The organism is Sporosarcina sp. P12(2017), assembly GCF_002743035.1.
Classification (GTDB): Bacteria; Bacillota; Bacilli; order Bacillales_A; family Planococcaceae; genus Sporosarcina; species Sporosarcina ureae.
This window is the reverse complement of record NZ_PDYL01000014.1, coordinates 48,071-71,919: the sequence shown is the minus strand read 5'-3', so window position 1 is coordinate 71,919 and position 23,849 is coordinate 48,071. Positions and strand designations below refer to the sequence as shown.

Annotated in this window: 25 protein-coding genes; 6 read left to right on the top strand and 19 right to left on the bottom strand. The window is 41.5% G+C overall.

What is annotated here, in order from left to right; genetic code table 11:
* Window positions 1-69: 69 nt before the first annotated feature.
* The 12 genes from CSV80_RS12345 to hprK form a co-directional block, all read right to left on the bottom strand.
* The gene (locus CSV80_RS12345; protein WP_029054095.1) at window positions 70-327 is read right to left on the bottom strand and encodes an HPr family phosphocarrier protein; all 258 of its coding nucleotides are present in this window, start codon (window positions 325-327) and stop codon (window positions 70-72) included.
* Window positions 328-375: 48 nt separating this feature from the next.
* Window positions 376-1,302, bottom strand: a complete 927-nt coding sequence (gene whiA / locus CSV80_RS12340) for a DNA-binding protein WhiA (protein WP_029054096.1) — start codon at window positions 1,300-1,302, stop codon at window positions 376-378.
* A gap of 41 nt (window positions 1,303-1,343) precedes the next feature.
* Complete coding sequence (locus CSV80_RS12335; protein WP_099671348.1) at window positions 1,344-2,291, bottom strand: gluconeogenesis factor YvcK family protein; 948 nt, start codon at window positions 2,289-2,291, stop codon at window positions 1,344-1,346.
* A 22-nt stretch (window positions 2,292-2,313) separates the two neighbouring features.
* Complete coding sequence (rapZ, locus tag CSV80_RS12330; protein WP_099671323.1) at window positions 2,314-3,201, bottom strand: RNase adapter RapZ; 888 nt, start codon at window positions 3,199-3,201, stop codon at window positions 2,314-2,316.
* A 5-nt stretch (window positions 3,202-3,206) separates the two neighbouring features.
* Window positions 3,207-3,683, bottom strand: a complete 477-nt coding sequence (locus CSV80_RS12325) for an 8-oxo-dGTP diphosphatase (RefSeq protein ID WP_099671322.1) — start codon at window positions 3,681-3,683, stop codon at window positions 3,207-3,209.
* Window positions 3,684-3,886: 203 nt separating this feature from the next.
* Complete coding sequence (trxB, locus tag CSV80_RS12320; RefSeq protein WP_099671321.1) at window positions 3,887-4,840, bottom strand: thioredoxin-disulfide reductase; 954 nt, start codon at window positions 4,838-4,840, stop codon at window positions 3,887-3,889.
* Between the two features lie 148 nt (window positions 4,841-4,988).
* The gene (locus tag CSV80_RS12315) at window positions 4,989-6,512 is read right to left on the bottom strand and encodes a tetratricopeptide repeat protein (RefSeq protein ID WP_099671347.1); all 1,524 of its coding nucleotides are present in this window, start codon (window positions 6,510-6,512) and stop codon (window positions 4,989-4,991) included.
* 88 nt (window positions 6,513-6,600) lie between these two features.
* Window positions 6,601-7,122 carry an acyltransferase gene (locus CSV80_RS12310; protein WP_099671320.1) on the bottom strand — a complete coding sequence of 174 codons (522 nt, stop codon included), beginning with the start codon at window positions 7,120-7,122 and terminating at the stop codon, window positions 6,601-6,603.
* Window positions 7,119-7,775, bottom strand: coding sequence for a pyrophosphatase PpaX (gene ppaX, locus CSV80_RS12305; protein WP_099671319.1), 657 nt, complete (start codon window positions 7,773-7,775; stop codon window positions 7,119-7,121). The genes CSV80_RS12310 and ppaX overlap by 4 nt, the downstream gene beginning before the upstream one ends.
* Complete coding sequence (locus CSV80_RS12300) at window positions 7,768-8,727, bottom strand: nucleoside recognition domain-containing protein (protein WP_099671318.1); 960 nt, start codon at window positions 8,725-8,727, stop codon at window positions 7,768-7,770. Before CSV80_RS12300 ends, ppaX begins: the two co-directional genes overlap by 8 nt.
* The gene (gene lgt / locus CSV80_RS12295; RefSeq protein WP_233201601.1) at window positions 8,711-9,532 is read right to left on the bottom strand and encodes a prolipoprotein diacylglyceryl transferase; all 822 of its coding nucleotides are present in this window, start codon (window positions 9,530-9,532) and stop codon (window positions 8,711-8,713) included. Before lgt ends, CSV80_RS12300 begins: the two co-directional genes overlap by 17 nt.
* Complete coding sequence (gene hprK / locus CSV80_RS12290) at window positions 9,533-10,483, bottom strand: HPr(Ser) kinase/phosphatase (protein ID WP_099671317.1); 951 nt, start codon at window positions 10,481-10,483, stop codon at window positions 9,533-9,535.
* A gap of 186 nt (window positions 10,484-10,669) precedes the next feature.
* On the opposite strand from hprK, the gene CSV80_RS12285 reads away from it, so the two are divergent.
* Complete coding sequence (locus CSV80_RS12285) at window positions 10,670-11,221, top strand: N-acetylmuramoyl-L-alanine amidase family protein (RefSeq protein WP_099671316.1); 552 nt, start codon at window positions 10,670-10,672, stop codon at window positions 11,219-11,221.
* Window positions 11,222-11,664: 443 nt separating this feature from the next.
* Here the strand turns inward: CSV80_RS12285 and CSV80_RS12280 are convergent, their stop codons facing one another.
* The 6 genes from CSV80_RS12280 to CSV80_RS12255 all read right to left on the bottom strand — a co-directional run bounded on the left by CSV80_RS12280 (window position 11,665) and on the right by CSV80_RS12255 (window position 20,313).
* Window positions 11,665-12,756 carry a DUF4097 family beta strand repeat-containing protein gene (locus CSV80_RS12280; protein ID WP_099671315.1) on the bottom strand — a complete coding sequence of 364 codons (1,092 nt, stop codon included), beginning with the start codon at window positions 12,754-12,756 and terminating at the stop codon, window positions 11,665-11,667.
* Between the two features lie 80 nt (window positions 12,757-12,836).
* On the bottom strand, window positions 12,837-15,704 hold the full coding sequence (uvrA, locus tag CSV80_RS12275) for an excinuclease ABC subunit UvrA (RefSeq protein ID WP_099671314.1): 2,868 nt from the start codon (window positions 15,702-15,704) through the stop codon (window positions 12,837-12,839).
* A gap of 7 nt (window positions 15,705-15,711) precedes the next feature.
* Window positions 15,712-17,694: an excinuclease ABC subunit UvrB gene (uvrB, locus tag CSV80_RS12270; RefSeq protein WP_099671313.1), complete on the bottom strand. Its 1,983-nt coding sequence runs from the start codon at window positions 17,692-17,694 to the stop codon at window positions 15,712-15,714.
* 206 nt (window positions 17,695-17,900) lie between these two features.
* Window positions 17,901-18,158: an IDEAL domain-containing protein gene (locus tag CSV80_RS12265; RefSeq protein WP_099671312.1), complete on the bottom strand. Its 258-nt coding sequence runs from the start codon at window positions 18,156-18,158 to the stop codon at window positions 17,901-17,903.
* A 213-nt stretch (window positions 18,159-18,371) separates the two neighbouring features.
* Window positions 18,372-19,583: an ABC transporter permease gene (locus CSV80_RS12260; RefSeq protein WP_099671311.1), complete on the bottom strand. Its 1,212-nt coding sequence runs from the start codon at window positions 19,581-19,583 to the stop codon at window positions 18,372-18,374.
* Window positions 19,567-20,313, bottom strand: a complete 747-nt coding sequence (locus CSV80_RS12255; protein WP_099671310.1) for an ABC transporter ATP-binding protein — start codon at window positions 20,311-20,313, stop codon at window positions 19,567-19,569. The genes CSV80_RS12260 and CSV80_RS12255 overlap by 17 nt, the downstream gene beginning before the upstream one ends.
* Before the next feature lie 121 nt (window positions 20,314-20,434).
* Here CSV80_RS12255 and CSV80_RS12250 point away from each other — a divergent pair, with 121 nt between their 5' ends.
* The 4 genes from CSV80_RS12250 to CSV80_RS12235 all read left to right on the top strand — a co-directional run bounded on the left by CSV80_RS12250 (window position 20,435) and on the right by CSV80_RS12235 (window position 22,435).
* Window positions 20,435-20,860 (top strand): HIT family protein, encoded by a 426-nt coding sequence (locus CSV80_RS12250; RefSeq protein ID WP_099671309.1) that lies wholly within the window; start codon window positions 20,435-20,437, stop codon window positions 20,858-20,860.
* 194 nt (window positions 20,861-21,054) lie between these two features.
* A complete protein-coding gene (locus tag CSV80_RS12245; RefSeq protein ID WP_029054116.1) occupies window positions 21,055-21,411 on the top strand; it encodes a YtxH domain-containing protein in 357 nt (118 codons plus the stop codon).
* Between the two features lie 187 nt (window positions 21,412-21,598).
* Window positions 21,599-22,162 (top strand): HTH-type transcriptional regulator Hpr, encoded by a 564-nt coding sequence (locus CSV80_RS12240; protein ID WP_029054117.1) that lies wholly within the window; start codon window positions 21,599-21,601, stop codon window positions 22,160-22,162.
* 87 nt (window positions 22,163-22,249) lie between these two features.
* Complete coding sequence (locus CSV80_RS12235; protein ID WP_029054118.1) at window positions 22,250-22,435, top strand: hypothetical protein; 186 nt, start codon at window positions 22,250-22,252, stop codon at window positions 22,433-22,435.
* 42 nt (window positions 22,436-22,477) lie between these two features.
* On the opposite strand, the gene CSV80_RS12230 is transcribed toward CSV80_RS12235, so the two are convergent.
* Complete coding sequence (locus CSV80_RS12230) at window positions 22,478-22,579, bottom strand: YjcZ family sporulation protein (protein WP_081657910.1); 102 nt, start codon at window positions 22,577-22,579, stop codon at window positions 22,478-22,480.
* 158 nt (window positions 22,580-22,737) lie between these two features.
* Between CSV80_RS12230 and CSV80_RS12225 the strand changes: the two genes are divergently transcribed.
* Window positions 22,738-23,697, top strand: coding sequence for a peptidylprolyl isomerase (locus tag CSV80_RS12225; RefSeq protein WP_099671307.1), 960 nt, complete (start codon window positions 22,738-22,740; stop codon window positions 23,695-23,697).
* Window positions 23,698-23,849: the final 152 nt, after the last annotated feature.

Genomic DNA, 23,849 nt, shown 5'->3' with positions numbered 1-23,849 from the left:
CCCTTCACTAAGCCAGAAGACAAAAAAAGATGACGAAACCTCAAAAGGTCATCGCCACCCATATCCAACTCACTGCTCAACTTCAACTAAATCAGCCAAATTCTGAAGAGCCAAATCCTCATCAATCCCGTCCGTAATCAACGTGATCTCCGTCCCCTTCGCAATCGCCAAACTCATAATCCCCATAATGCTCTTCGCATTCACCTGACGATTATCCTTCTTCAAATAAATATCAGCCGTATACTTATTGGCCTCCTGTACAAATAACGCCGCCTGTCTCGCTTGTAAACCAGGTTTAATTCCTACTTTTACTGTTTTTTCTACCATAGTGTGTGCTCCTTTTCTTCCTCTTCTCATGAAGGTTCTACTAGTTATTTAACGTAAACGATCTGCGATTTCTTCAATCTTACGCAAACGATGATTGACGCCCGATTTACTGACCGGTGCACCCGTTACCAGTTCACCTAGTTCCTTTAGCGTCACGTCTTGGTGCGTAACACGTAATTGAGCAATTTCTTGCAGACGATCCGGTAATTGATCTAAACCAATCGTGCGCTCAATTAACTTAATATTTTCTACTTGCCTTTGTGCCGCACCGATTGTCTTATTCAGATTGGCAGTTTCACAATTCACTAGCCGATTCACACTGTTGCGCATATCACGCATAATCCGCACATCTTCAAACTTCATAAGGGATACATGCGCACCGATAATGCCAAGGAAATCGGATATTTTTTCTGCTTCTTTAAGATAAGCGATAAATCCTTTTTTACGTTCAATAGATTTCGCATTCAACTGAAAATGGTTCATCAACTCAACAAGTGATTGACTATGTTCTTGATAACTTGAGAAGACTTCCAAGTGATAAGAAGACGTCTCCGGATTATTAACGGAACCTCCTGCCAGGAAAGCTCCCCGTAAGTATGCGCGTGCACAGCAGTCATTTTCAATTAGCTGTGGATCGATCGTGTTAATCATTTGGAAATCATGCGTCATAATCGACAACTCTTCTAGTAAATGTTTGGCTCCATCTCGGATCCGACAAATATAGATATTATTTTTCTTTAAACGCATTTTTTTTCGTACAAGCAATTCCACTTTGTAAGGATACAACGCCTTCACGTTCGAATACAGACGACGCGCAATAGAGGCATTTTCTGTTTGAACGTCAAGACTAAGTTGTTTATTAGAAAAAGACATGACACCATTCATTCGGATGAATGCCGCAATTTCTGCTTTCGTACAGCAGTCATCCGCCTCAATCTGTGTCAGTTCCTTTTTCGTTTTGGATGCAAAAGACATGATTTTCCCCCTTTTCGGCGATCTTCATATCTATCCGCCTTCTACGTTCTCTCTATATAACGCATCAACATATCTGATACTTCCATCGTTTTATGCATGATCGTTCCATCTAAGATTGTGGCAATCTCCTGCACAAATACTTCAGGTACTAGTGATTGAAGTATTTCTAGGTCATTCTCCACAAGCCAAGGTTCTTCATTTTCACTCAGGTTATGGGTACATCTGAACGCTTCTGCATTATTCACTAGTACTGCATCGAGAAATGGTTCTCCCGCATGATCATAAAGCGCCTGAACATGCTCAGAAGCAGTATAGCGATACGTTTCGCCACGTTGCGTAGTTAAATTACCAACATAGACCTTTTTTGCAGTACTTTCGAGAACCGCTTCGCGAATATCCTGCACTAAAAGTGTTGGCAAAGTACTAGTATACAAGCTTCCCGGTCCAAATACGATTAAATCTGCATTTTTTATTGTATCCGCTGTTTCTGGCAAAGGTTTTACATCTTGAGGCGTGATGAAAACGTTACGGATTTTCCTTCCATAGAGAGGGATTTTCGATTCACCTGTAATGATTGAACCATCTTCAAGCTCGGCATGCAAGGTAATTCGCTGATTTGCTGCAGGTAGTACGGTTCCTTTAATATTCAGCACAACGCCCATCTGCTCGACTGCACGTGCGAAATCGCCAGTAATAGTCGTTAGGGCTGTAAGCATTAAATTCCCTAGAGAATGTCCTTTCAAGCCATCGGATCCCTCAAAACGATGCTGAAACATTTTCTCGATCATAGGCTCAACATCTGAAAGCGCTGCCATAACTTGCCTTATATCTCCAGGCGGCGGGACGTTATACTGGTCGAATAAACGACCTGAACTTCCCCCATCATCCGCTACCGTAACTATCGCTGTCAATTCGATCGGATAACGTTTTAACCCACGAAGGATATTGGATAATCCTGTGCCACCGCCGAACACAACAACTCTTTTCATCGTAGTGGATTGCATATTCATGTCAACCCTTTCTTTTTTCAACGTCTCGATGCGATACATGCGTCGGGTAGTCGTCTTTAAAAACACCTGTAAAGTATTCAGCAAGTGTAACAGAACGATGTTGACCACCTGTACAACCGAATGCGATAACCGCCTGACCTTTTCCTTCTTGTTTATACTGAGGGATCAAGAATTTAAATAAATCGGTTAGTTTTTCAATTAATTCTTTTGTATCTGACCATTTCAATACGTAATCCGATACTTCGTGATTCAAACCTGTCAACGGACGTAATTCTTCCAAATAAAACGGGTTCGGTAAAAATCGAACGTCGAACACTACGTCTGCATCAATTGGCATCCCATGCTTGAATCCGAATGATACAAAATTCAAGGTGAAGTTCGGCTCGCCTGCTTCAGAAAATTCACGTGTGATTTTCTCTCGTAATTGCTTAGGCTTTAACTTAGATGTGTCAATAATAGAACGTGAAAGTCCTTTTATTTCAGTCAGCAAATGACGTTCTTTGCGAATCCCTTCGAGTAACACGCCTCCTTCAGATAACGGGTGTGATCTGCGCGTTTCTTTATAACGTTTCACAAGTGCTTCGTTATCTGAGTCGAGGAATAACAAACTTGTTTTAACATCTTCCATTTTGAATAATCCTTCGAGTGCAGTAACCATGGAATCAAATAAACTTCCTCCGCGCGTATCCATCACAGCGGCAATGCGTCTCATCTGATTATCCGACTTCATCATCAAATCCAGGAATGTTACAAACAATTCGGGTGGCAAGTTGTCTATGCAATAGAATCCCATGTCTTCGAAGCATTGCATGGCGACTGTCTTGCCTGCACCTGACATCCCTGTAATAATTACGACTTCATATTCATTTACCGCTTGTGGTTGATCCATAAATGTTATTCACCTTCCATTGATTGTTGAAGCGATTCTCGCAAGAAGCGGAATTGCTCTGTATAATAGAACGTTCCATATTGCATACCTTTCTGACTAACCGCAAAGAGTAAATTCTTGCGATCACCTTCCGCCATTGGCAGTGTATGCAAACTTTCAAGCGGATGCCATTCCAGTTCACCTTCGACGGTTGTCTTCATTAATTCTCCGGAATAATCATGTGCGACAAATGTGAAGAGTAACCATTCATTCAATAATTCTGTTCCTTCATCATCCATAATCATCATCGTATATACGCCTTTTAAATGTGGCGAGATCGCCTGCGCACCGGTTTCTTCGAGAAATTCACGATTAGCTGCTTCATATACAGACTCACCTTCATCGATTTTCCCTCCCGGTGCTACATACCAACCACGCCTTGGCTTCTTTAGTAATAGGACTTGACCGTCTTTTACCACGAGCAAATTAGCAATTTTTTGCATATGTAGTTCCCCACTTTTCAAGTATGTACTTATAGTATACAACGCTTTCATTAAAAACGAAAAAAAAAGGTGACTATTCACGGAAGTTTGTACCGTAAATAGCCACAAAGTTGCTATATTATGAAAGGGGGTCTTTCTTCTTTCTATTATCCCCCTTTTATATTGCAGGACGATTACATACACGTTACAAAATAATAACCTGTTTATGCCTTCGCTTCTACTTCTTCCATCAACTCTTCGATGTACTTCTGAGCTGCTTGAGCTGCAATACTTCCGTCTCCTGTAGCGGTCACGACTTGGCGCAATAATTTCTCACGCACATCGCCCGCAGCAAAGATCCCTGGAATTTTTGTTTCCATGATGTCATTCGTTTCAATATAGCCGTTTTCATCTAAAATGCCAAGCTCTTTGAAAGGCTCTGTTATTGGATCCAATCCGATATAAACGAACATACCTTCCGTTTCCATTTCACGTTCAGAACCGTCTTCAGTAGATACCAACGTTATAGAACCGATCTTCCCGTCTTTTTCATTCACTTGCTTAACCGTTGAATTCCAAATGAAATCAATCTTCTCATTTGCAAACGCACGCTCTTGAACGATTTTTTGTGCACGCAATGTATCACGACGGTGGATAATAGTTACCTTATTAGCAAAACGTGTTAAGTATGAACCTTCTTCTACCGCAGAGTCACCGCCACCAATTACGACGATATCTTTATTACGGAAGAATGCCCCGTCACATACTGCACAGTAACTAACGCCACGGCCCGTTAATTCTTCTTCACCCGGTACACCGATCTTTCGGTATTCTGCACCCGTAGTCAAAATAACTGCACGTGCTTTATAACTTTTCTCGCCTACATGAACCGTTTTGAATTCACGGCTGTCTTCGATTTTCGTTACGTCTCCATACGCATATTCAGCTCCGAAACGTTTCGCATGATCGAACATTTTCGTGGAGAGATCCGGACCTAAAATACTTTCAAATCCAGGATAGTTCTCAATATCTTCTGTATTGGCCATTTGACCGCCTGGCAAGCCTCTTTCTAGCATCAGTGTGGACATATTTCCACGTGATGTATAGACAGCTGCTGTCATCCCTGCTGGACCTGCTCCGACGACGATCACATCATATACTTTTTCTTCCGTTGTCATGGTGTTTTTCCTCCTTCAAAATACGCATCCCTTGGTGTTCATTCATATCACCAAACATTTTATCTGACTGGCAGATAAAACTATCGCTACATAAAATCGTACGAGAAATACACGTGAATTTCAACTTAAATGCAACATCTACAGGTATTTATTCTTTTGAATAAGGCAGAAATTGAAGCAGTTCTTGAATATACTTAGAAAGTGTTGCAACTGATACGCTATAATTTTCTGCGATAGACTTCTTTGTCACTTTTTTGTCATGTGAAGATTGGAACATAAAATCTGCAGAGGCAGCAAGTGCATGTACATTGCTGAACATATATTTTTGTTCAAGCGCATTTTCACATAAAGAGAACCACATTTGAAAGAGCTGTACTCCTTGCTCATCAAGCGGTTTATACTCTTCATACAATAGATCACAAATTGCTAGCGCTTTTTTCAAAGCCTTTTCGAATGGAGTAGTCACCTTGAATGAATAGTTCAGGCTGTGCGCTAAAAAAAGCTGTTCTGCAGCAGTCAATTTTTCAACATCTATATATCCCGGATGCGATAAGATCTCCTGTAAATGTGACGACTTTCCTACTAAGTACAAACCGAGCATTCGCTCACTGCGATAAGGGTTCGAAATCTTTTCAATCAAGAACGGCACATCCTCTTCGTAAGAATCCGTGTCCAACTCTTCATCCAGTGATTTCCAAGGTTCGAAACCTTCTTTAGTAGGATCCAACTTCAACAAAGCTTCATTTGCCTGTTCTGCTACTTTTCGATGACCCGTAAAGTATGCGGCATTCGCTAGCCAGAAATAATACCCGACATCTCCTTCAAATCCGCGTTTTTGCAGACTTCGAAGCCAGTGGTACGCTTCTTCATAACGACCAGTTAGTGCAAATGTCGCTCCTAATTTATAGCGCTGCTCGAATTGATACGGTTTAATTTTCGACAACAACTCCATCATGCTGTTCAGGCGCACTTCATCTCGGTTGTAATAAAAGAACACTGCCAAGTTACATAGTGCATGGATATTACCTTTCTCTTCACGCAGGACATCATACAATATGTCTTCTGCATGCTTCTCTTTGCCAATATAAAAATACGCAAGCGCCAAATTATTATGGACAGCCCATGTTTTCGGATAATCCACTAATAAATCTTCTAGCACTTCTATAGCATCTTCAAAATCCCCTTGTTCCATCATGCGACGTGCTTTTTCTTGCCTAAAAATCACTTCACCATCAAGCTGTTCGCCTTCTTCAACGAACAATTCTTCTTGATCAGCGAATTCAGAGATTTCATGAGCTTCTTCTACAAATACACCATCCGGTGCCATAGCTACATATTTCAATGCATATTGCTTCGCTTCACGCAGTAAACCAAGATGTGCGTGAACTTCCGCTAAATAGAATGTCGTCTCTTCATTATTTGGATCTAGATCATCAGCCGTTTGCAACAGCTCATACGCATCTTCAAAGCGACCGACCTCCATGATGAACACGCCATATTCCATATGTGTCAGTGCGTCATCTGGATTCAATTCTAGTGCACGTTTATAATATTTTTCTGCATCAGAAAATTGTTCACGCTGCATAGCTTGCATCGCGCGTTTACGATAAAAATCACCGTCAGGCAGGAAAGGTATAATTTTATCTTTCATAAATCGTTGGTTGTTTTTCAATCGAACTCCTCCGAAAAAGTAAGAGGAACGCACTTGACGTCCCCCTGCAATGTATCCTCTAGTATAGCACAACTACATAGTCCGTCATTCATTTGCTTTCACGTGCTGCACGTTCTGCCATTTCTTCGGCTGTATATATAATACGCACTGGATTCCCGCCAGCAAATGTACCAGCCGGAATATCTTTATTGACGAGTGACGCAGCGGAAACAATAGCACCGTCACCTATTTTAACGCCTGGTAAAATTGTCGTATTGGCCCCAATCAGTACATGATTGCCTATTTCCACATCTCCAATACGGTATTCATCTATCAAGTATTCATGCGCTAAAATCGTCGTATTAAACCCAATTATAGAGTTTTCACCGACAGAAATTCGTTCTGGAAACATGACATCCGGTACAACCATCAGCGCAAAAGCCGTATGTTTTCCGACTTTCATTCGCAAGAACAATCGATACAAAACATTTTTCCATGAAACGAACGGAGTGTACCGCGCAATTTGAATGACGATGAAATTTTTGGCTACTTTTAAAATCGAGACCGTTCGGTAAATATGCCAAAGCGAATTTGCATCTCCTTTGGAAGGATGCCGCTCTGTGCGTCTCATAGCTTGATGCCCGCAGTAATTTTAAGTAAGTCGGACATATGTTGCAACATGTAATCAGGTTTGAATGTCTGCAAGTATTCTTCCCCTTTTAGTGCCCATGCAACGGCTGCAGTTCGTGTTCCTGCATTTCGTCCGCCGAGTATATCGTGGAAATTATCCCCGATCATAAGTGACTCTTCTGCTGTTCGATCCAGACGTGTTAACGCCAGTAGTATGGGTTCTGGGTTCGGTTTAGGATTCGTAATATCATCGAGTCCAATTACAGTCTCAAAATAAGGGGTAATTCCTAGAAGATTAATCCCTCTTTCAACCATGTCACGCTTCTTCGTGGAAACGACTGCCATCTTCAAACCAAGATCATACAATTTACGAAGTGTATCTTTCACGCCTTCGAATTCAGTGACATATGCATCGTGGTTCGCCAGATTCCATTCACGGTATTCGTCAATTAATTGTTCTGTCATATCCGGTGCAATCGATGAAAACGTATCATGTAATGTAGGTCCGATAAATGGCAACATCTCTTCCCGCTCGAAACGTCCAGGGAAATGTTTTTCCAATACATGTTGGAAAGAAGAGAGTATTAACTCATTTGTATCTGCAAGCGTTCCGTCAAAATCAAATAATAATGTAGTAATCGGTTGATTAGTCAATAACAGCTTCCCCCTTCTCTCTCGGCTGCTTCCATAGAATACTCACTGTAATCGTCAGTCCAATGGCAGTTACAAGCCGAATAATCAATAATGGCCAAATCGGTATACCGAGTGGCAAGAATAATAGTGTGTCCTCAATCACCGCATGACATGCCATCAAGAATATGAAGGCCAATGTAATATCTCGTTTTGATACGCCATCTTCCTGCACTGCTTGAATCATGACACCTGCACCGTATGCCAGCCCAATCAATAATCCAGCAACTAGTGTCATCGATGCATTCGGTTTCACACCAATCATTTTTGTAAACGGTGCCAAACTAGTAGAAAAACGCTCTAAATATTTGCGGTCTTTCACGTACTGCACAAACAGCATTAACGGAATGACGATCAATGCCAGCTGCAAAACGCCAAATGCCGCCTTTTCAAGTCCCAGCAAGAAAATTTGCACAAAGCCTTCCGGTACGACTTCCGCTTTTGGCGTTAGACCGTATTGCGCGATTTCATTACCACCTGTCCAGAATAAATTAATTAGCACTCCAGCTAGCACAGCCAATCCAAGACGTACAACAAGCACTGTCCATAGTTTGACGCCCACTTTTATGGCGACAGCTGTTTCAATGAACAGATTATGCGCAAAACTGATCATCATAGCAATGATGAATACTTCTTTCACCGTTAATTCTAATGAAATGATGCCGGCAATTCCAGCGTATAAGTTTAATGCATTCCCAAGCACGATAGGCACGGCTGCTTCACCGCGCAAGCCAAAAAGATGCATGATAGGTTCAACCAATTGCACAAGCCAAGGTAGGATAGGCGTAAATTGCAAAATGGTTACAAGCAACGTAATAGGGAAAATGATCTTACCGAGTGACCATGTCGTTTTTAATCCCACTTGTAAACCACTTTTCAACGTATTAGATAATGCGATATTATTTTTGTTTGTCATCATAGTTCTCTTTCACTTTCATTACATATCTACGATACAACAAAATGGCAATCCCTATGACAATTCCCGTTACAGATACTAACTGCGCTGCACGCAAACTGCCGATGACATACAGACTATCTGTCCGCATCCCTTCAATAAAGAATCTGCCTATAGAATACCAGATGACATAAAACAAGAATACTTCGCCACGTTTCATCTTCAGCGTTCTGCGAATCACTAAAATCAAAATGAGTCCGACAACATTCCATAACGACTCATACAAGAATGTCGGATGATACGTGATCCCGTCAATGGTCATTTGATTCATAATCCAGTCAGGAATAATCGTACTTTCTTTAAACGCTTCTGAAACCGGTCCGCCATGCGCTTCCTGATTCATGAAGTTCCCCCAGCGCCCGATAATTTGTCCAATCAATAAACCAGGTGCCGTAATATCCGCAACTTTCCAGAATGACACGCCACGCTTCTTGCAGAATATCACGGCGGTAATGACCGCACCGATCAACGCACCATGGATGGCAATCCCGCCATTCCAAATTTGAATGATTTGGTCGGGATGATCACGGTAATAATCCCACGTAAAAATAACATAGTAAATTCGTGCACTGATAATTGAAATAGGTATCGCCCAAATGAGCATGTCCGTTAGTAAGTCAGGGTGCATTCCCCGCTTCAGCATTTCTCGTTGAACTATCATAAATCCTAAAATAATTCCGAGCGCAATCAAAATACCGTACCAGCGAACTTCTAAGCTGCCAATACTGATCGCGACTGGGTTAATCGCTAGCATAGATACATTCACTTAGTCGCGCTCCTCTTCATCTAATAATTCCGCATTATCTGCGATTGCTTGATCCAAACGCTTCGTAAATTCCTCTGCAGCATTAATGCCGAGACGTTTCATTCGATAATCCATCGCTGCTACTTCAATGATGACCGCAATATTCCGCCCAGGTCTTACAGGAACAGATAATTTCGTAATTTGCGAATCGAGAATTTCTACTTTTTCTTCATCAATCCCGAGACGATCATAGTGCTTCTTATCATCCCAAATCTCCAAATCGACCGCTAGTAATACACGCTTATCATCCTTCACGGAACTCGCTCCAAATAACGTCATTAAATCGATAATACCGACCCCGCGAATCTCCAACATATGTTTCAACAGTTTGGGTGACGTTCCGATCAAGACGTTATCGGACACCTGACGAATCTCAACTGAATCATCCGCTACTAGTCTATGCCCTTTTTTAATGAGTTCTAACGCAGTTTCACTTTTACCTACTCCGCTGCCACCTGTGATCAACACACCCACACCATACACATCCACTAGCACACCATGAACTGTCGTCATCGGAGCAAGTTGTCCAACCAAGTAATTCGTCAACATCCCCGAAAATTGTGTAGTTTTATAATCCGTCCGGAGAACAGGAATGTTTTTCTCCTCTGCTAATTGACTCAATTCCTTTGGACCTTCTTCGCCATGAGCAATAATGAATGCTGGCGTATCAACCGAGCAAAGTCGCTCCAAACGCTTTCTTCGTGTAATGGCAGGCAATGTTTCGAGGAAAGACATCTCCTTACGCCCGATCAACTGCACACGTTCCGCAGGATAATAATCAAAATAACCAGCCATCTCAAGTCCTGGCCGTGAAATATCACTCATTTGGATTTGCTTATGAATGCCTGCATGCCCAGCAATCAATTCCAATCCAAATCGATTCATCATATCTTCTACTGTTAATTCACCCATGAAATCCCTCACTTTCTGCTACGATGTACGTATTCTGGCAGTCTTTTGTGCTTATGTACAAACTATTCCAACCTATTTTACCATGAAGGAAACGAAAAGAAATGGATTACTTCTTAATCTTTCTCCCCTTTTTGTATCCCTTTTAAAAGAATTCTCTATATAGAGGATAAAGGAGAGTGGACAGAATTGACACTAATCATTCTTGATGCGGGTCACGGACCAGATACACCCGGTAAACGAACACCTGACGGAAAGCTTCGGGAGTATTACTTTAATGCAGCAGTAGCTTCACTTGTCGGTGAACTTTTAACGAACGAAGGCCTTAAAATCAAGTACACACACGCGGCTTCACACGACGTACCTTTAAGCGAACGAACAGCTTCAGCTAACCGAATGAAAGCAGATGCGTTTGTCTCAATCCACGCAAATGCATTCGGCAATGGCTGGCACACAGCACAAGGGATTGAGACGTATATTTATCCACAAGCAAGTAAAAGTTCCGCAGTGCTCGCATCTGCCGTGCAAAAAGCCCTAATTTCCGCTTGCCAGCGTCCCGATCGCGGCGTGAAGAAAGCGGACTTCGCCGTACTGCGCGACACGAATATGCCTGCAATTTTAGCAGAATGTGGCTTCATGTCAAACCAGACAGAGGCCGCGTTATTGCAGAGTAAAGCCTATCAATGCCAATGCGCACGGGCTATCGCTTTTGGAATTTTGTGTTGGGAGTATGGGAGGTGAAATGGGAGGGTTTTGGCTTGGATGAGATGGGATACGGGCGGCAATGAGCGGTTGAGCGGTGTGATTAATCGCATAGACCGTTAGTATGAGCGGATACGGTCGGGGATAGAGCGATTAGCCCTCACTATAGAGCGGATACGCAGCCACAATGAGCGCCTACACGAATTAATGAGCGCTCGAGCGATTGCTCTCTCGATGTTGCAGGGCAATGAGCGGTTACGCGGCATGATTGATCGCATAAACCATTAGTATGAGCGGATACGGACCGTGATAGAGCGCTTAGCTGTTGGGATAGAGCGCTTACCCCTCACTATAGAGCGGGAACGCAACCACAATGAGCGCTCAGACAAATTAATGAGTACCCAAGCACTCCCCCTCATTACATTCAAACAAAAAAACACCTGCACCGCCACAAATGGCAATGCAGGTGTTTCATTATGCTATCAAACCATATCGACAGAGTTATAGCGAACCATGACTGAGCCCGTCTTGGACTCACCAGTAACATGCAACGGTTCTTTCGTCGCGTCATCGGCATTTTTGCTAAAGCGGATCGTACGATGCAAGAATTGCTCTTGCTCTTCCACACGGGACACGTCATTTAATTGCAAGTCGAGCTTGCCCATGTTGGACGTAATCTCTCCCTTAACACCTATGGAAGATGGGAAGTAAATTTCAACAGAACCGCTAATTGACTTTGCTTCCAATCTTTTTGCATCAGCAGATGAAGTCGTCAACGTCACATTTCCGTTTAAGGATTTCGCATCTACATCTTGTACCGCCCCATCTATATAGACACGGCCGTTTAATGTTTCGGCTTCTAGCTTCTCACCAGTAACTTTTAATAAACGTACCATACCATTTGCTGTTTCTAGTTCGGCTTCGTCGAATTTGATATCTGCACATTCAATTTTACCATTCGCCGTTTTGATGCGTAGATCTTTGAAAGCGACGCCTTCTACTGAACATCCTCCGTTCAACAAACGGACAGAGAGTTTATTATAAAGTGTTGAAGTCGGAACGTACAGATGCAAGTTGACTTGCAACATTTTCAAGTCGCTCCCGACGCGCAACTTATTACCGTCTTTCACGAACAATAACTTTTCAAGGAACTGGCTAAGTGCGCCTGCTTCAGAATCAGTATTGAAATGCTTTACAGAAAACTTCGCCATGATCTCATCGTTTTCTGAAGGATGAATTTCCACAGTACCGTGATCGATATGGATGATGATTTCTTCAATATCTTCTACAGATTTACTATCTGTATGTGTAAAGGAGACAGATTTGCTGAATGGTGCTTCGAAATCGAATTCTTTCACACGGTGTACTGCCGTATCCATAAATTGCATGAAGCGGTCACCTGCTGAGACGAATTCTTTGCGGATATCTTCGAAGAAAGCATCAGCTGAAGAGCTCTCTTCTGCAGTTCTTTGTTCAGATTCCTTACCCATGGCTTCCAGTAATTTCAATGCTTCTTCAGCTGTGATTTTACCTTCTTCAAGCATCGTTAGTATTCGTATGCGTTCATTTTGCATTTCCAGATTCCTCCTCGTTTTGAACAATCTTTGCAGTAACTATCTATTTATACGGTTCTGAGGAACAAAAGTTTCATTTTCTATTTCTTTACTACTTTTTTAATTTGTTCTTTCATCCGATTTCGATCTCTTTCTAGGATGGTCTTCAAATATTTACCCGTGTAGGACTCTTCGACTTCTGCTATCGCTTCAGGTGTCCCCGTCGCAACAATTTCTCCGCCTTTGTCGCCGCCTTCCGGACCAATATCGATAATATAATCGACTGTCTTAATGACATCCAGATTATGCTCAATAACGAGAACGGTGTTACCGCTATCAACTAGACGTTGTAGAACTTCAAGTAACTTGGCAATGTCATGAACGTGCAAACCTGTTGTTGGCTCGTCCAAAATATAAAACGATTTACCTGTGGAACGTTTATGCAGTTCGGAAGCCAATTTCACACGTTGGGCTTCTCCACCAGACAGTGTCGTTGCTGGTTGACCTAATTGTACATAGCCTAGGCCTACATCCACAATCGTCTGCAATTTACGATGGATTTTCGGGATATTCTCGAAAAACACCACCGCATATTCCACTGTCATCTCCAGTACGTCCGCAATATTCTTTCCTTTATACTTCACTTCAAGTGTTTCTCGGTTATACCGTTTGCCATGACATACTTCGCACGGTACATATACATCCGGAAGGAAATGCATTTCGATTTTGATGATTCCATCTCCACGGCATGCTTCACACCGTCCACCCTTCACGTTGAAGCTGAAGCGACCTTTTTTATAGCCACGAACTTTCGCTTCATTCGTCATGGCAAAAACATCGCGAATATCGTCAAAGACGCCTGTATACGTTGCTGGGTTGGAACGTGGTGTTCGTCCAATTGGTGATTGATCGATATCGATAATCTTCTCCAAATATTCCACACCACTGATACTATCGAATCTCCCTGGTCTTTGTTTGGATCGATTCAATTTCTGAGCCAATGTTTTATGCAATATGTCATTGACCAACGTACTCTTGCCCGAACCGGAAACCCCAGTAACTGCAATAAATTGACCGAGAGGGAACTCAGCATCAATATGCTTCAAGTTGTTCTCTGAAGCCCCCTTGACGATAATGCTTCGCTCATCACGTGGTCTGCGTTCAGTCGGAAGTGGGATGAATTTCTTTCCGCTCAAATATTGACCGGTCAGCGATTTTTTGTTTTTCATGACTTTTGCAGGAGTGCCTGCAGCTACCACTTCTCCTCCTGCCACACCAGCACCCGGACCTATATCAATTAAATAGTCAGCAGCCATCATCGTGTCTTCGTCATGTTCTACAACAATCAGCGTATTTCCAATATCCCGCATGCTTTGTAGTGTGCCAATTAATCGATCATTGTCTCGCTGATGAAGTCCGATTGAAGGCTCATCGAGTATATACAAAACACCCGTCAAACGAGATCCAATTTGTGTAGCCAAGCGAATCCGCTGTGCCTCTCCACCAGACAGTGTCCCTGCTGAGCGTGATAAATTCAGATAGTCGAGACCGACGTTCACCAAGAAGCCTAAACGTTCTTGGATTTCTTTTAGGATCATATCTGCAATTTGTGCGTCTTTCTCAGAAAGAGTTAATTGGTCAAAGAATTTCGTTGTTTCAACAATCGAGCGTTCCGTGATTTTCCCGATATGCTCACCGTTCACTAATACCGAAAGTGATTCAGGCTTTAAGCGATAACCTGTACAAGTAGGACAGGATTTTTCCGTCATATATTTACCCATCTGCTCACGAATATAGTCTGAAGATGTCTCATGATAACGGCGTTCCACGTTGCGTAAAATACCTTCGAAATAAATATCGCTGTCGCGGGTGTTACCAAATTCATTTGTATAGCGGAAACGAATCTTCTCTTTTTTCGAGCCTAGCATTAGTTTTTCAATATCCGAATCAACTAATTCACTAACCGGTACATCCATAGGAATTTTATAATGCTTGGCAATCGTCTTCAGAAGTTCCGGATAATACTGAGAACTTGTTGGCTCCCATGGGGCAATGGCGTGTTCTTTTAGCGTTAGTTCATTATTTGGAATGACCAAATCTGGATCGACTTCAAGTTTCATGCCGAGCCCATCACATTCAGGACATGCACCGAATGGACTGTTGAATGAAAACATACGCGGTTCTAGCTCACCAATTGAAAACCCACAAATAGGACATGCATGATGTTCGCTGAAAAACAGTTCTTCTTCACCGATTACATCGACAAGAACATTACCGTCAGCTAATCGTAACGCGGATTCCAACGAGTCACTTAAACGTGTTTCGACGCCTTCTTTCATGACAATCCGGTCAATGACGATTTCAATCGTATGCTTTTTATTTTTATCTAAATCTATATTATCGTCCAAATCAATCGTTTCACCGTTGACTCGCACGCGCACATACCCTTGTCTTTTAATATCTTCGAATAGTTTGGCATGCGTCCCTTTACGTTCTGAAATAATAGGTGCCAAAATCTGAATTCGAGTACGCTCCGGCAACTCTATTACACGATCCACCATTTGCTGAATCGTCTGCGTTGAGATTTCAATGCCATGATACGGACAATGTGGTTTCCCAACTCTTGCATATAGCAAACGCAAGTAGTCGTAGATTTCTGTCACTGTTCCTACAGTAGAACGTGGGTTTTTACTCGTTGTCTTCTGGTCGATGGAAATCGCCGGCGACAATCCTTCTATAGAGTCCACGTCTGGTTTATCCATTTGTCCAAGGAATTGACGCGCATACGCGGATAATGATTCCACATAGCGGCGCTGTCCTTCCGCGTAAATCGTATCAAACGCCAGTGAAGATTTTCCTGAGCCAGATAGGCCAGTAAGCACAACTAATTTATCGCGTGGAATCTTCACTGTAATGTCTCTCAGGTTATTCGCTCTCGCTCCCTGAATTACAAGTTCTTTATTTTTCATGCGAACTCTACCTTTCTGCTTTCAGTTCTAATACGGTATCACGTAATTCTGCAGCTCTTTCGAAGTCCAACGCTTTTGCTGCGTCTTTCATTTCTTTTTCCAATTTAATTAGCAATAAGCCTTTCTCGTCTTTCGATAGCTTCTTGCCGTTGGTCACCTTTTGCAAATACGATTCCGTTTCTTCAGCCACTTGAGTGGCACGGATCAATTCACGTATCGGTTTGACGATGGTTGTTGGTGTTATACCATGTTTTTCATTATAAGCTATTTGAATTTCACGACGACGTTCCGTTTCATCAATAGCTTTCTTCATGGAATCCGTCATTTTATCCGCGTACATAATGACGCGTCCTTCTGAGTTACGTGCGGCCCGACCAATTGTCTGGATCAACGCACGTTCTGAACGCAAGAACCCTTCTTTATCTGCATCCAAAATCGTGACCAATGAAACTTCTGGGATGTCGATCCCTTCACGCAGTAAGTTAATTCCAATCAGCACATCATACGTCCCGACACGTAACTCACGAATAATTTCTGTCCGTTCCAGTGTCTTGACGTCAGAATGGAGATACTGAACCTTAATCCCAATATCTTTTAAATAATCCGCCAAGTCTTCTGACATCTTTTTCGTAAGAGTTGTAATCAAGACACGTTCATCTCGTGCAATTCGAAGTTGTATTTCATCCAATAAATCATCAATCTGCCCTTCAATCGGACGCACTTCAATGATTGGATCAAGTAATCCTGTAGGACGTATAATCTGTTCTACCATCTCGTCTGTATGCTCAATTTCATAAGGTCCTGGCGTTGCAGAAATATACATTGCCTGTCGAATATGCTTTTCAAATTCTTCAAACATCAATGGGCGGTTGTCTAATGCAGACGGCAAGCGGAAACCGTGTTCCACCAATACCTTTTTACGTGCCTGGTCTCCATTGTACATACCGCGAATTTGCGGCAAGGAGACGTGGCTCTCATCCACTACGATCAAAAAGTCATCAGGGAAATAATCCAGCAACGTATAAGGAGTTGCACCTGCTTCACGCAACGTCAAATGTCTGGAATAGTTCTCAATACCAGAACAGAAGCCCATCTCCCGCATCATTTCTAAATCGTAGCGCGTCCGTTGTTCTAAGCGTTGCGCTTCTAATAACTTATCGTTGTCACGTAAATATTTAAGCTGTTCTTCCAACTCGATTTCAATATTTTCAATCGCTTTAAGTAACTTCTCTTCGCGTGTAACGAAGTGAGATCCTGGGAAAATAGCCACATGATCACGATCACCGATGACTTCACCTGTTAAGGCATCTACTTCACGGATTCGTTCAATTTCATCTCCGAAAAACTCAAGACGTATACAACGCTCGTCACGTGCCACCGGAAAGACTTCGACTACATCGCCTCTAACACGGAATGTACCACGCGTGAAATTGATGTCATTGCGTTCGTACTGAATGTCCACTAGCGTGCGCAATAGTTCATTACGAGGTATTTCCATCCCCTTGCGTAATGAAAAAACCATGTCATTATATTCTTCCGGCGAACCAAGGCCGTAAATACACGAAACGGATGCCACAATCAAGACATCATTGCGTTCGAATAAAGCACTCGTTGCGGAGTGGCGAAGTTTATCAATTTCATCATTGATCGATGAATCCTTTTCAATGAAAGTATCTGTCTGCGGAACATATGCTTCCGGTTGATAAAAGTCATAGAAGCTGACGAAGTATTCTACTGCATTATCTGGAAAAAACTCTTTGAACTCGCTATATAATTGGCCTGCTAACGTTTTATTGTGCGCAATGACCAGTGTAGGTTTATTGATTTCTGTCAGTACATTAGAAACGGTAAATGTTTTACCTGTACCCGTTGCACCAAGTAACGTTTGATGTTTCTTACCTTGTTTAATGCCGTTAACAAGGCTATCGATCGCTTTTGGCTGATCTCCTTGCGGCGTATATGGTGCCTGCAATTGAAATGTTTCGTTCAAATGGTTCCACTCCTCTTCTTAAACACCTGTCCTTCTATTTTACCACAACTAGGTTTTTTTCTAAAGAAATAACGAACGTACGTTTTAAGCTAACTCTCTATGTACTTATTGTACCCTTGTACTTTGTGAAAGAAACTTGCAGCTAGACATTCTATACAATAAAAAAACACTGCTAGAATTTTGCCCTAGCAGTGCCTATGAAAACATTATTTTGTTTTAAGTTCGTATCCGTGTTCTTGTGAAATGTCGAGTAATTGTTGTGTATACAGGTCGAATGCTTCTTCGTCATTTTGATCCAGCGCATCGTCAATCAATAGCATGATTCGCGATTGTGTTTGTTCCCAATGAATGTGTTGTAGAAACAGATCCCAATAGATTTCGTTCAGCAGCTTTTCCGCTTGGAGAGAAGTGCCTTTGTTACCTACCGCTTTCAAAAATTCAGCATATGAGTTGTTATTGTTCATCTCTCTCACCCCTGATACCTTTTAGTAATTATATATGCAATAGAATACGAATTGCAACCATTATTTTAACTATTCTAACTTTTTAATTACTTCTGTTTAATTAGATTAACGTTCACTAGGTACATATATCCAGAAAATTCCGCGACAGGATTAATTTTTTACTTAAGAAATGCTGATTTACTATCACTATTTTAACTTATCTACTGTCTAGCATCATATATCTATCATTTGCTCTTTAGTCAATCGAATTGTTGCTTCACCGACAATGAGTGCGATAGCTGCAATCAAGAGTGGTGTAACACTTAATCCGTACAATGGTAATGCCGCCAGTAATAGAATGATTGCTTGTAGCCAAATCAATTTTCTTACTAACAAACGAACCGCTTTGATTTGCGATTTTTCCTGTTCTTCAGGAAACAGCTGATCCATAGTGAACTCGAAGCCGCCTTCAAGTGCCAATATTAACTGAACAGCAGTCGCAAACGCCAATGCCCCTACAAAGATGAACGAGACGATCGGTATCGGTATTAAGAATGCACCCAACGCAGACAGCACCGTTAATCTAACCCACAACCAAAATGTATCATCTGTACGAATAAATGTCCGGACGATCAAGTAATCTTGTACATCTTTGCGCTTGAACGTAGAACGTTTCATAGCAATTTTTAACCAGCTACGCTTACTTACTGATCCGACTAGATGCGGTACTTCCGTGAAGTAATTCGCAAATCGATAGAAACGCATCATGCGGTTTTGTTCCAATTCAATAAACTGCTCATATGGAAACGGAAACTGCTCTGCTTTTTTATCCCAAAACTTCGCATAGAGCATGGCGATCAAAATTCCGATAAAGATTGCAACCGAACTCCACGTAAGAGCGAAGTAGATTGTTGAAAATGTTAAAACCAGACGAAGCACACGGTCCGGCCAAACGAAATCATGATTGGCTACTCGAACACTATATTCAGTCCCTACAAACAATCCTTTAAACGCAATGATCAGCAATATCACGAGGAGATAATCAGTGCCTGCGCCCACTTCCGTTGCCTTTAATAAAGGCAATGCAATGACCATGGCAATCAACGGCAAAGGAAGTTGAGAAAACGTCGACCAAGTAATTGAACGTCTCATATAGCTCGGCAATTGGTTTTCCAATGGCAGGAAAAAGACAATGTCTGCCGGCTTTAGTAACGTAGTCGGTGCAGCTTTCATTAACAAGAGAGCAATGACGACGGATACGATGAAGACAGATGGGAATGTAGCGGGCACTTCTTTCAGCCATTCACTATACGCATAGCCTCCTGCTCCAATGGCGAACATGAAGACTATAGCCAAATGTCCAGTGAATACATAGCGCATATATTTCTGTAATTCATTGACGTAATGGAAGAATCGTTGTCCCCAAATCTCATGCATGTTGTTCATAGTCAGGTTCCTCAGTCATTGCAATATACAAGTCATCAAGTGTTGCATCCGGTCGTCCAAAGGCCTTGCGCAAGTCGTCCATCGTACCGTTCGCACGTACCCGTCCTTCGTGCAACAAAATAATACGATCACAATACTTCTCAGCCGTCGCCAAAACGTGAGTCGACATCAGTATAGAAGCACCCGAATTTTTCCGTTCAATAATTTGGTCGAGTAATGCGCGAATCGCCAACGGATCTAAACCGACGAACGGCTCATCGATAATATATAATTTTGGTTCTACTAAGAAAGCACACATGATCATGACTTTCTGTCGCATACCTTTAGAAAAGTGAGCAGGAAACCACTTCAAGCGTTTTTCCATACGGAACTCTTTCAGCAATTGTTCGGTACGGATTTCAAACTGCTGCTTGTCCAACCCGTATGCCATCGCAGTCAGTTCTAAATGTTCTTGTAATGTTAGTTCTTCGTATAACACTGGAGTCTCTGGAATATAACTAAATGACTGGCGGTAATGTTCTTTATCACTAAACGTCGCACCGTCAATCTTGATTACTCCTTCGAGGGGATTCATCACACCGATAATATGTTTGATTGTCGTACTCTTTCCTGCACCATTTAGTCCGATTAACCCGACCAATTCCCCCTCTTTGATTTGAAATGAAAGGTCATGTAAAACGGGCTTACGCGTATAACCACCTGTTACATGTTCTAGTTCTAGGATTGCCATTATTTTTCCCCCTATCTTCTTTTATTATTTTAGCAAAAAAATTGTAAAATTGCTTTATCCGCCTTCGTTAACTATCTGAAAATATGCTACAATACATCCAAACATGAAAGGATGTGTAGAAATGACCTCATGTATTTTCTGCAAGATTGTAGAAGGCACGATTCCAGGAGAAAAAGTATATGAAGATGATCACGTGATCGCGTTTATGGACATTATGCCTGTCACGAAAGGGCACGTACTCCTAATTCCAAAAACACATCGTGAAAATGTGTATGAATTAACTGAAGAAGAAGCTGCGAATTTATTTAAAGCGGCACCAAAAATCGCTAACGCATTAAAAGAAGAATTTCAACCGTCCGGGATGAACCTATTACAAAACAACGGATCTTTCGCAGGTCAGTCAGTCTATCATTTCCATATGCATTTAATTCCACGCTATGATAAAACAGATGGTCTGAAAGTAGAATTTAACACAAAAATAGAGCAGTTCCCGATGGACGTAGTATCTGAATTAGCTACCAATATTTCAAGACGACTGCAAGAATAACACGTCGAGGATGTAAAACAGAAGAGTGCGGGACTATGTTGCATAACTTGAAATGGATTCCACTCTTCTATCCAATCCTCTCCTCCATTAGGACAAAAGCTTTTGTTAGAATAATATTTCATTCATTTTCTTGCTCAACTACGTAGTAACATGCTTTAATAAAATAATAACTATACAAAAGGAGTGTTCTCTATATGAAAGCGTCCACATTCTTTATTGGTCTGGCAGCAGGTGCTGTCACTTCTGCGGTAACTGTTCTATATTCTACACCTAAAGCTGGCAGCGAACTGCGTGATAGTGTCAAAAATGCATCACTCGAATTGAAGGATAAGTTGAAAGATGTCAAAGGGCAAGTCGCAGATCTAAAAGATTCCGTAACCGATTTATCGAAAGAAGCAAAAGAACTTGTACCAGAGACAGTTGAAGAAATGAAAGTTTCCGTGGCAGACTGGAAGCGCTCAACCGAACATAATAAGAAACGTTTGGAGAAAGAAATTTCTGCAATCCAAACAGCACTGGATGATCTCGAGAAATCCATTAGTACTCGCTAACGCATTTCCATTTAGGCATCAGTTTTTTACTTGCTAATCTTTGAGTGACCCATAGTAAAACAGCTATGAACTATCTGGATTCTATGGGCGTATACACTCAAACTGATTTATTTTATTATTCCGTCTTCTCTATTTGTTGCTTTTTTGGTATAATAAATAAAAAGACTGAAAGAAAGCAGGTGTCTCGATGGCCGATCAACATATTTCACGTAAAGACGCCATGATCTTCAATCAACGCGTAGCCCAAATGTCCAAGGCATTATGGAAAGCTGTAGAGAAGGATTGGCAACAATGGATTAAACCGTATGAACTCAACATTAATGAACATCATATTTTATGGATCGCCTATCATTTAGAAGGCGCCACAATTTCAGACATTGCGAAGTTTGGTGTAATGCACGTCTCAACCGCCTTTAACTTTTCAAAAAAGTTGGAACAACGTCAGCTTTTGTACTTCTCGAAAAAAGATGATGACCGACGCAATACATACGTGACGGTTTCAGAAGAAGGCAAAGCATTACTCATCCAGATGAATGAAAATTACCATAATGAAGATTATAGCGTACTTCAAGGTTCTCTTCCTATTCGCGATATTTACGGTAAATTCCCTGAATTCCTTGAAGTCATGTCTGTATTACGTAACATCTACGGAGATGATTTCATGGATATATTTGAACGCGGTTTCCAGAACATTGAGAAGACCTATGTCGATTCGAATGATTACCTTACAAAATCTGAAGTAGAGTCATAACTACCTGCTCTTCACACAGTTTAGTTTTTTTCCTTTTGATCATAAATTCTGCTATGATAGTACAGAAGCAGAAAGAGGAGGTCTAAAATGGTTATAGCGATTACCATTCTATTTTCATTGTTCTACTTATATCAAATTAATAAAATGACATTTGCTCTTTGCCAATCTAGAGAGATCCCAGAAGAAAAGCAGCCAAAGATTTATCGTACTGTAAACATTCTGATTACAATCCTCATTTTATCCTTATATGTAGAAGTGTTCTTTAGCGCCTGACACTATGTATGCCCACCCCCAGTACTGGAGGCAGGGCTTTTTTTAATACAAGTATGCCGCACCGACGATAATCAACAAAATGAACAACACAACAATTAAAGCAAAGCCTGATGAACCTGATCCGCCATGTGTGTAACCGCTCATGAAGGCACCCCCTTTCACATTGTATCCTATGCGAAAGTAGAAAAAAGCGGTTGGGCAGTTTGAATGAATGGAACCTTTTTGTTTTTCATACGTTATATGGTATAGTGTTTACTTAAAGAATATACAGAATCTATACTTAGATTAGGGGAGTTAATTACATGAAAAAGAAGATGTTAGCATTTACACTCGCAGCTTCGGTTGCAGCTTTATCCGCTTGTTCTGGTGGCGGGGATGAAAAGGTTATGACCTCTAAAGCAGGAGATGTAACGAAAGATGAGTTTTATCAAGAAATGAAAACATCTGTCGGTGAACAAGCTCTACAAATGATCATCTTAGAAAAGGTTCTGGATGATAAGTATGACGTAGACGATAAGCAAGTAGACGCAGAATTTGATAAAAACAAAGAACAACTCGGTGAAAACTTCGAAGCATTTTTAGCTCAACAAGGACAAACACCTGACAGCTTCAAAAAAATGATTCGTTTGAATAAATTGCAGGAAGCTGCATTGACTGACGGTATTGAAGTTTCTGACGAAGAGTTAAACAAACGCCTTGAAGAATCTCAATCAGAAATCAACGCTCGTCACATCTTAGTTGAAGATGAAAAAACAGCAAAAGAAGTAAAAGAGAAGTTGGATAATGGAGAAGACTTTGCGAAAGTAGCAAAAGAATACTCTACTGATCCAGGTTCTAAAGATGAAGGCGGAGATCTTGACTGGTTCGCATACGGTGTAATGGTTCCTGAATTCTGGAACGCTGCATACGACTTAGAGCCAGGCAAAATCAGTGAGCCGGTTCAATCAGATAATGGCTTCCACATCATCGAAGTAAAAGAAAAACGCAAAGCTGAAGATGAGAAAATCTCTGATGAAAAGAAAGATGAAATTCGTCACGAACTATTGATGGAAAAGGCTGACGAAAATGAGCTATTGGCTAAAGTTTCGAAGCTTGTAGAAGCAGCAGATGTAAAAATTAAAGACGAAGATTTGAAAGCTTCACTTGATTTGTTCAAGATGGAAGAGCAACCAACTGAAGGTGAAGCTCCAGTTGACGTAGAAGCACCTGCAGAAGACGCTCCAGCTGATGATGCTGAAGTGGAAGTTGAAGAAGGTAAGTAATATATGAAAAAAGGTTTGCTCTGGAAGTGACAACTTCCGCCGGCAGACCTTTTTTTGTGTTTTCAATAGACTTTTAGTGCTCTTTAGGTCACTGTTCTGTTGTAAGTGAGTAAGTGACCATGGATTACGTTTCTATTTAGCATGCCTAATAA

Bases quoted from the DNA above. Each gene is read 5' to 3' on its own strand.
- CSV80_RS12335 (WP_099671348.1), bottom strand. From the start codon at position 2,291: ATGAAAAGAGTTGTTGTGTTCGGCGGTGGCACAGGATTATCCAATATC.
- CSV80_RS12250 (WP_099671309.1), top strand. From the start codon at position 20,435: ATGACCTCATGTATTTTCTGCAAGATTGTAGAAGGCACGATTCCAGGA.
- hprK (WP_099671317.1), bottom strand. From the start codon at position 10,483: ATGGGTGAATTAACAGTAGAAGATATGATGAATCGATTTGGATTGGAA.
- rapZ (WP_099671323.1), bottom strand. From the start codon at position 3,201: ATGGATCAACCACAAGCGGTAAATGAATATGAAGTCGTAATTATTACA.
- uvrA (WP_099671314.1), bottom strand. From the start codon at position 15,704: ATGAAAAATAAAGAACTTGTAATTCAGGGAGCGAGAGCGAATAACCTG.
- CSV80_RS12255 (WP_099671310.1), bottom strand. From the start codon at position 20,313: ATGGCAATCCTAGAACTAGAACATGTAACAGGTGGTTATACGCGTAAG.
- CSV80_RS12345 (WP_029054095.1), bottom strand. From the start codon at position 327: ATGGTAGAAAAAACAGTAAAAGTAGGAATTAAACCTGGTTTACAAGCG.
- CSV80_RS12325 (WP_099671322.1), bottom strand. From the start codon at position 3,683: ATGCAAAAAATTGCTAATTTGCTCGTGGTAAAAGACGGTCAAGTCCTA.
- CSV80_RS12235 (WP_029054118.1), top strand. From the start codon at position 22,250: ATGGTTATAGCGATTACCATTCTATTTTCATTGTTCTACTTATATCAA.
- CSV80_RS12230 (WP_081657910.1), bottom strand. From the start codon at position 22,579: ATGAGCGGTTACACACATGGCGGATCAGGTTCATCAGGCTTTGCTTTA.
- whiA (WP_029054096.1), bottom strand. From the start codon at position 1,302: ATGTCTTTTGCATCCAAAACGAAAAAGGAACTGACACAGATTGAGGCG.
- CSV80_RS12225 (WP_099671307.1), top strand. From the start codon at position 22,738: ATGAAAAAGAAGATGTTAGCATTTACACTCGCAGCTTCGGTTGCAGCT.
- CSV80_RS12240 (WP_029054117.1), top strand. From the start codon at position 21,599: ATGGCCGATCAACATATTTCACGTAAAGACGCCATGATCTTCAATCAA.
- CSV80_RS12260 (WP_099671311.1), bottom strand. From the start codon at position 19,583: ATGAACAACATGCATGAGATTTGGGGACAACGATTCTTCCATTACGTC.
- CSV80_RS12245 (WP_029054116.1), top strand. From the start codon at position 21,055: ATGAAAGCGTCCACATTCTTTATTGGTCTGGCAGCAGGTGCTGTCACT.
- trxB (WP_099671321.1), bottom strand. From the start codon at position 4,840: ATGACAACGGAAGAAAAAGTATATGATGTGATCGTCGTCGGAGCAGGT.
- CSV80_RS12280 (WP_099671315.1), bottom strand. From the start codon at position 12,756: ATGCAAAATGAACGCATACGAATACTAACGATGCTTGAAGAAGGTAAA.
- CSV80_RS12310 (WP_099671320.1), bottom strand. From the start codon at position 7,122: ATGAGACGCACAGAGCGGCATCCTTCCAAAGGAGATGCAAATTCGCTT.
- CSV80_RS12265 (WP_099671312.1), bottom strand. From the start codon at position 18,158: ATGAACAATAACAACTCATATGCTGAATTTTTGAAAGCGGTAGGTAAC.
- CSV80_RS12300 (WP_099671318.1), bottom strand. From the start codon at position 8,727: ATGACAAACAAAAATAATATCGCATTATCTAATACGTTGAAAAGTGGT.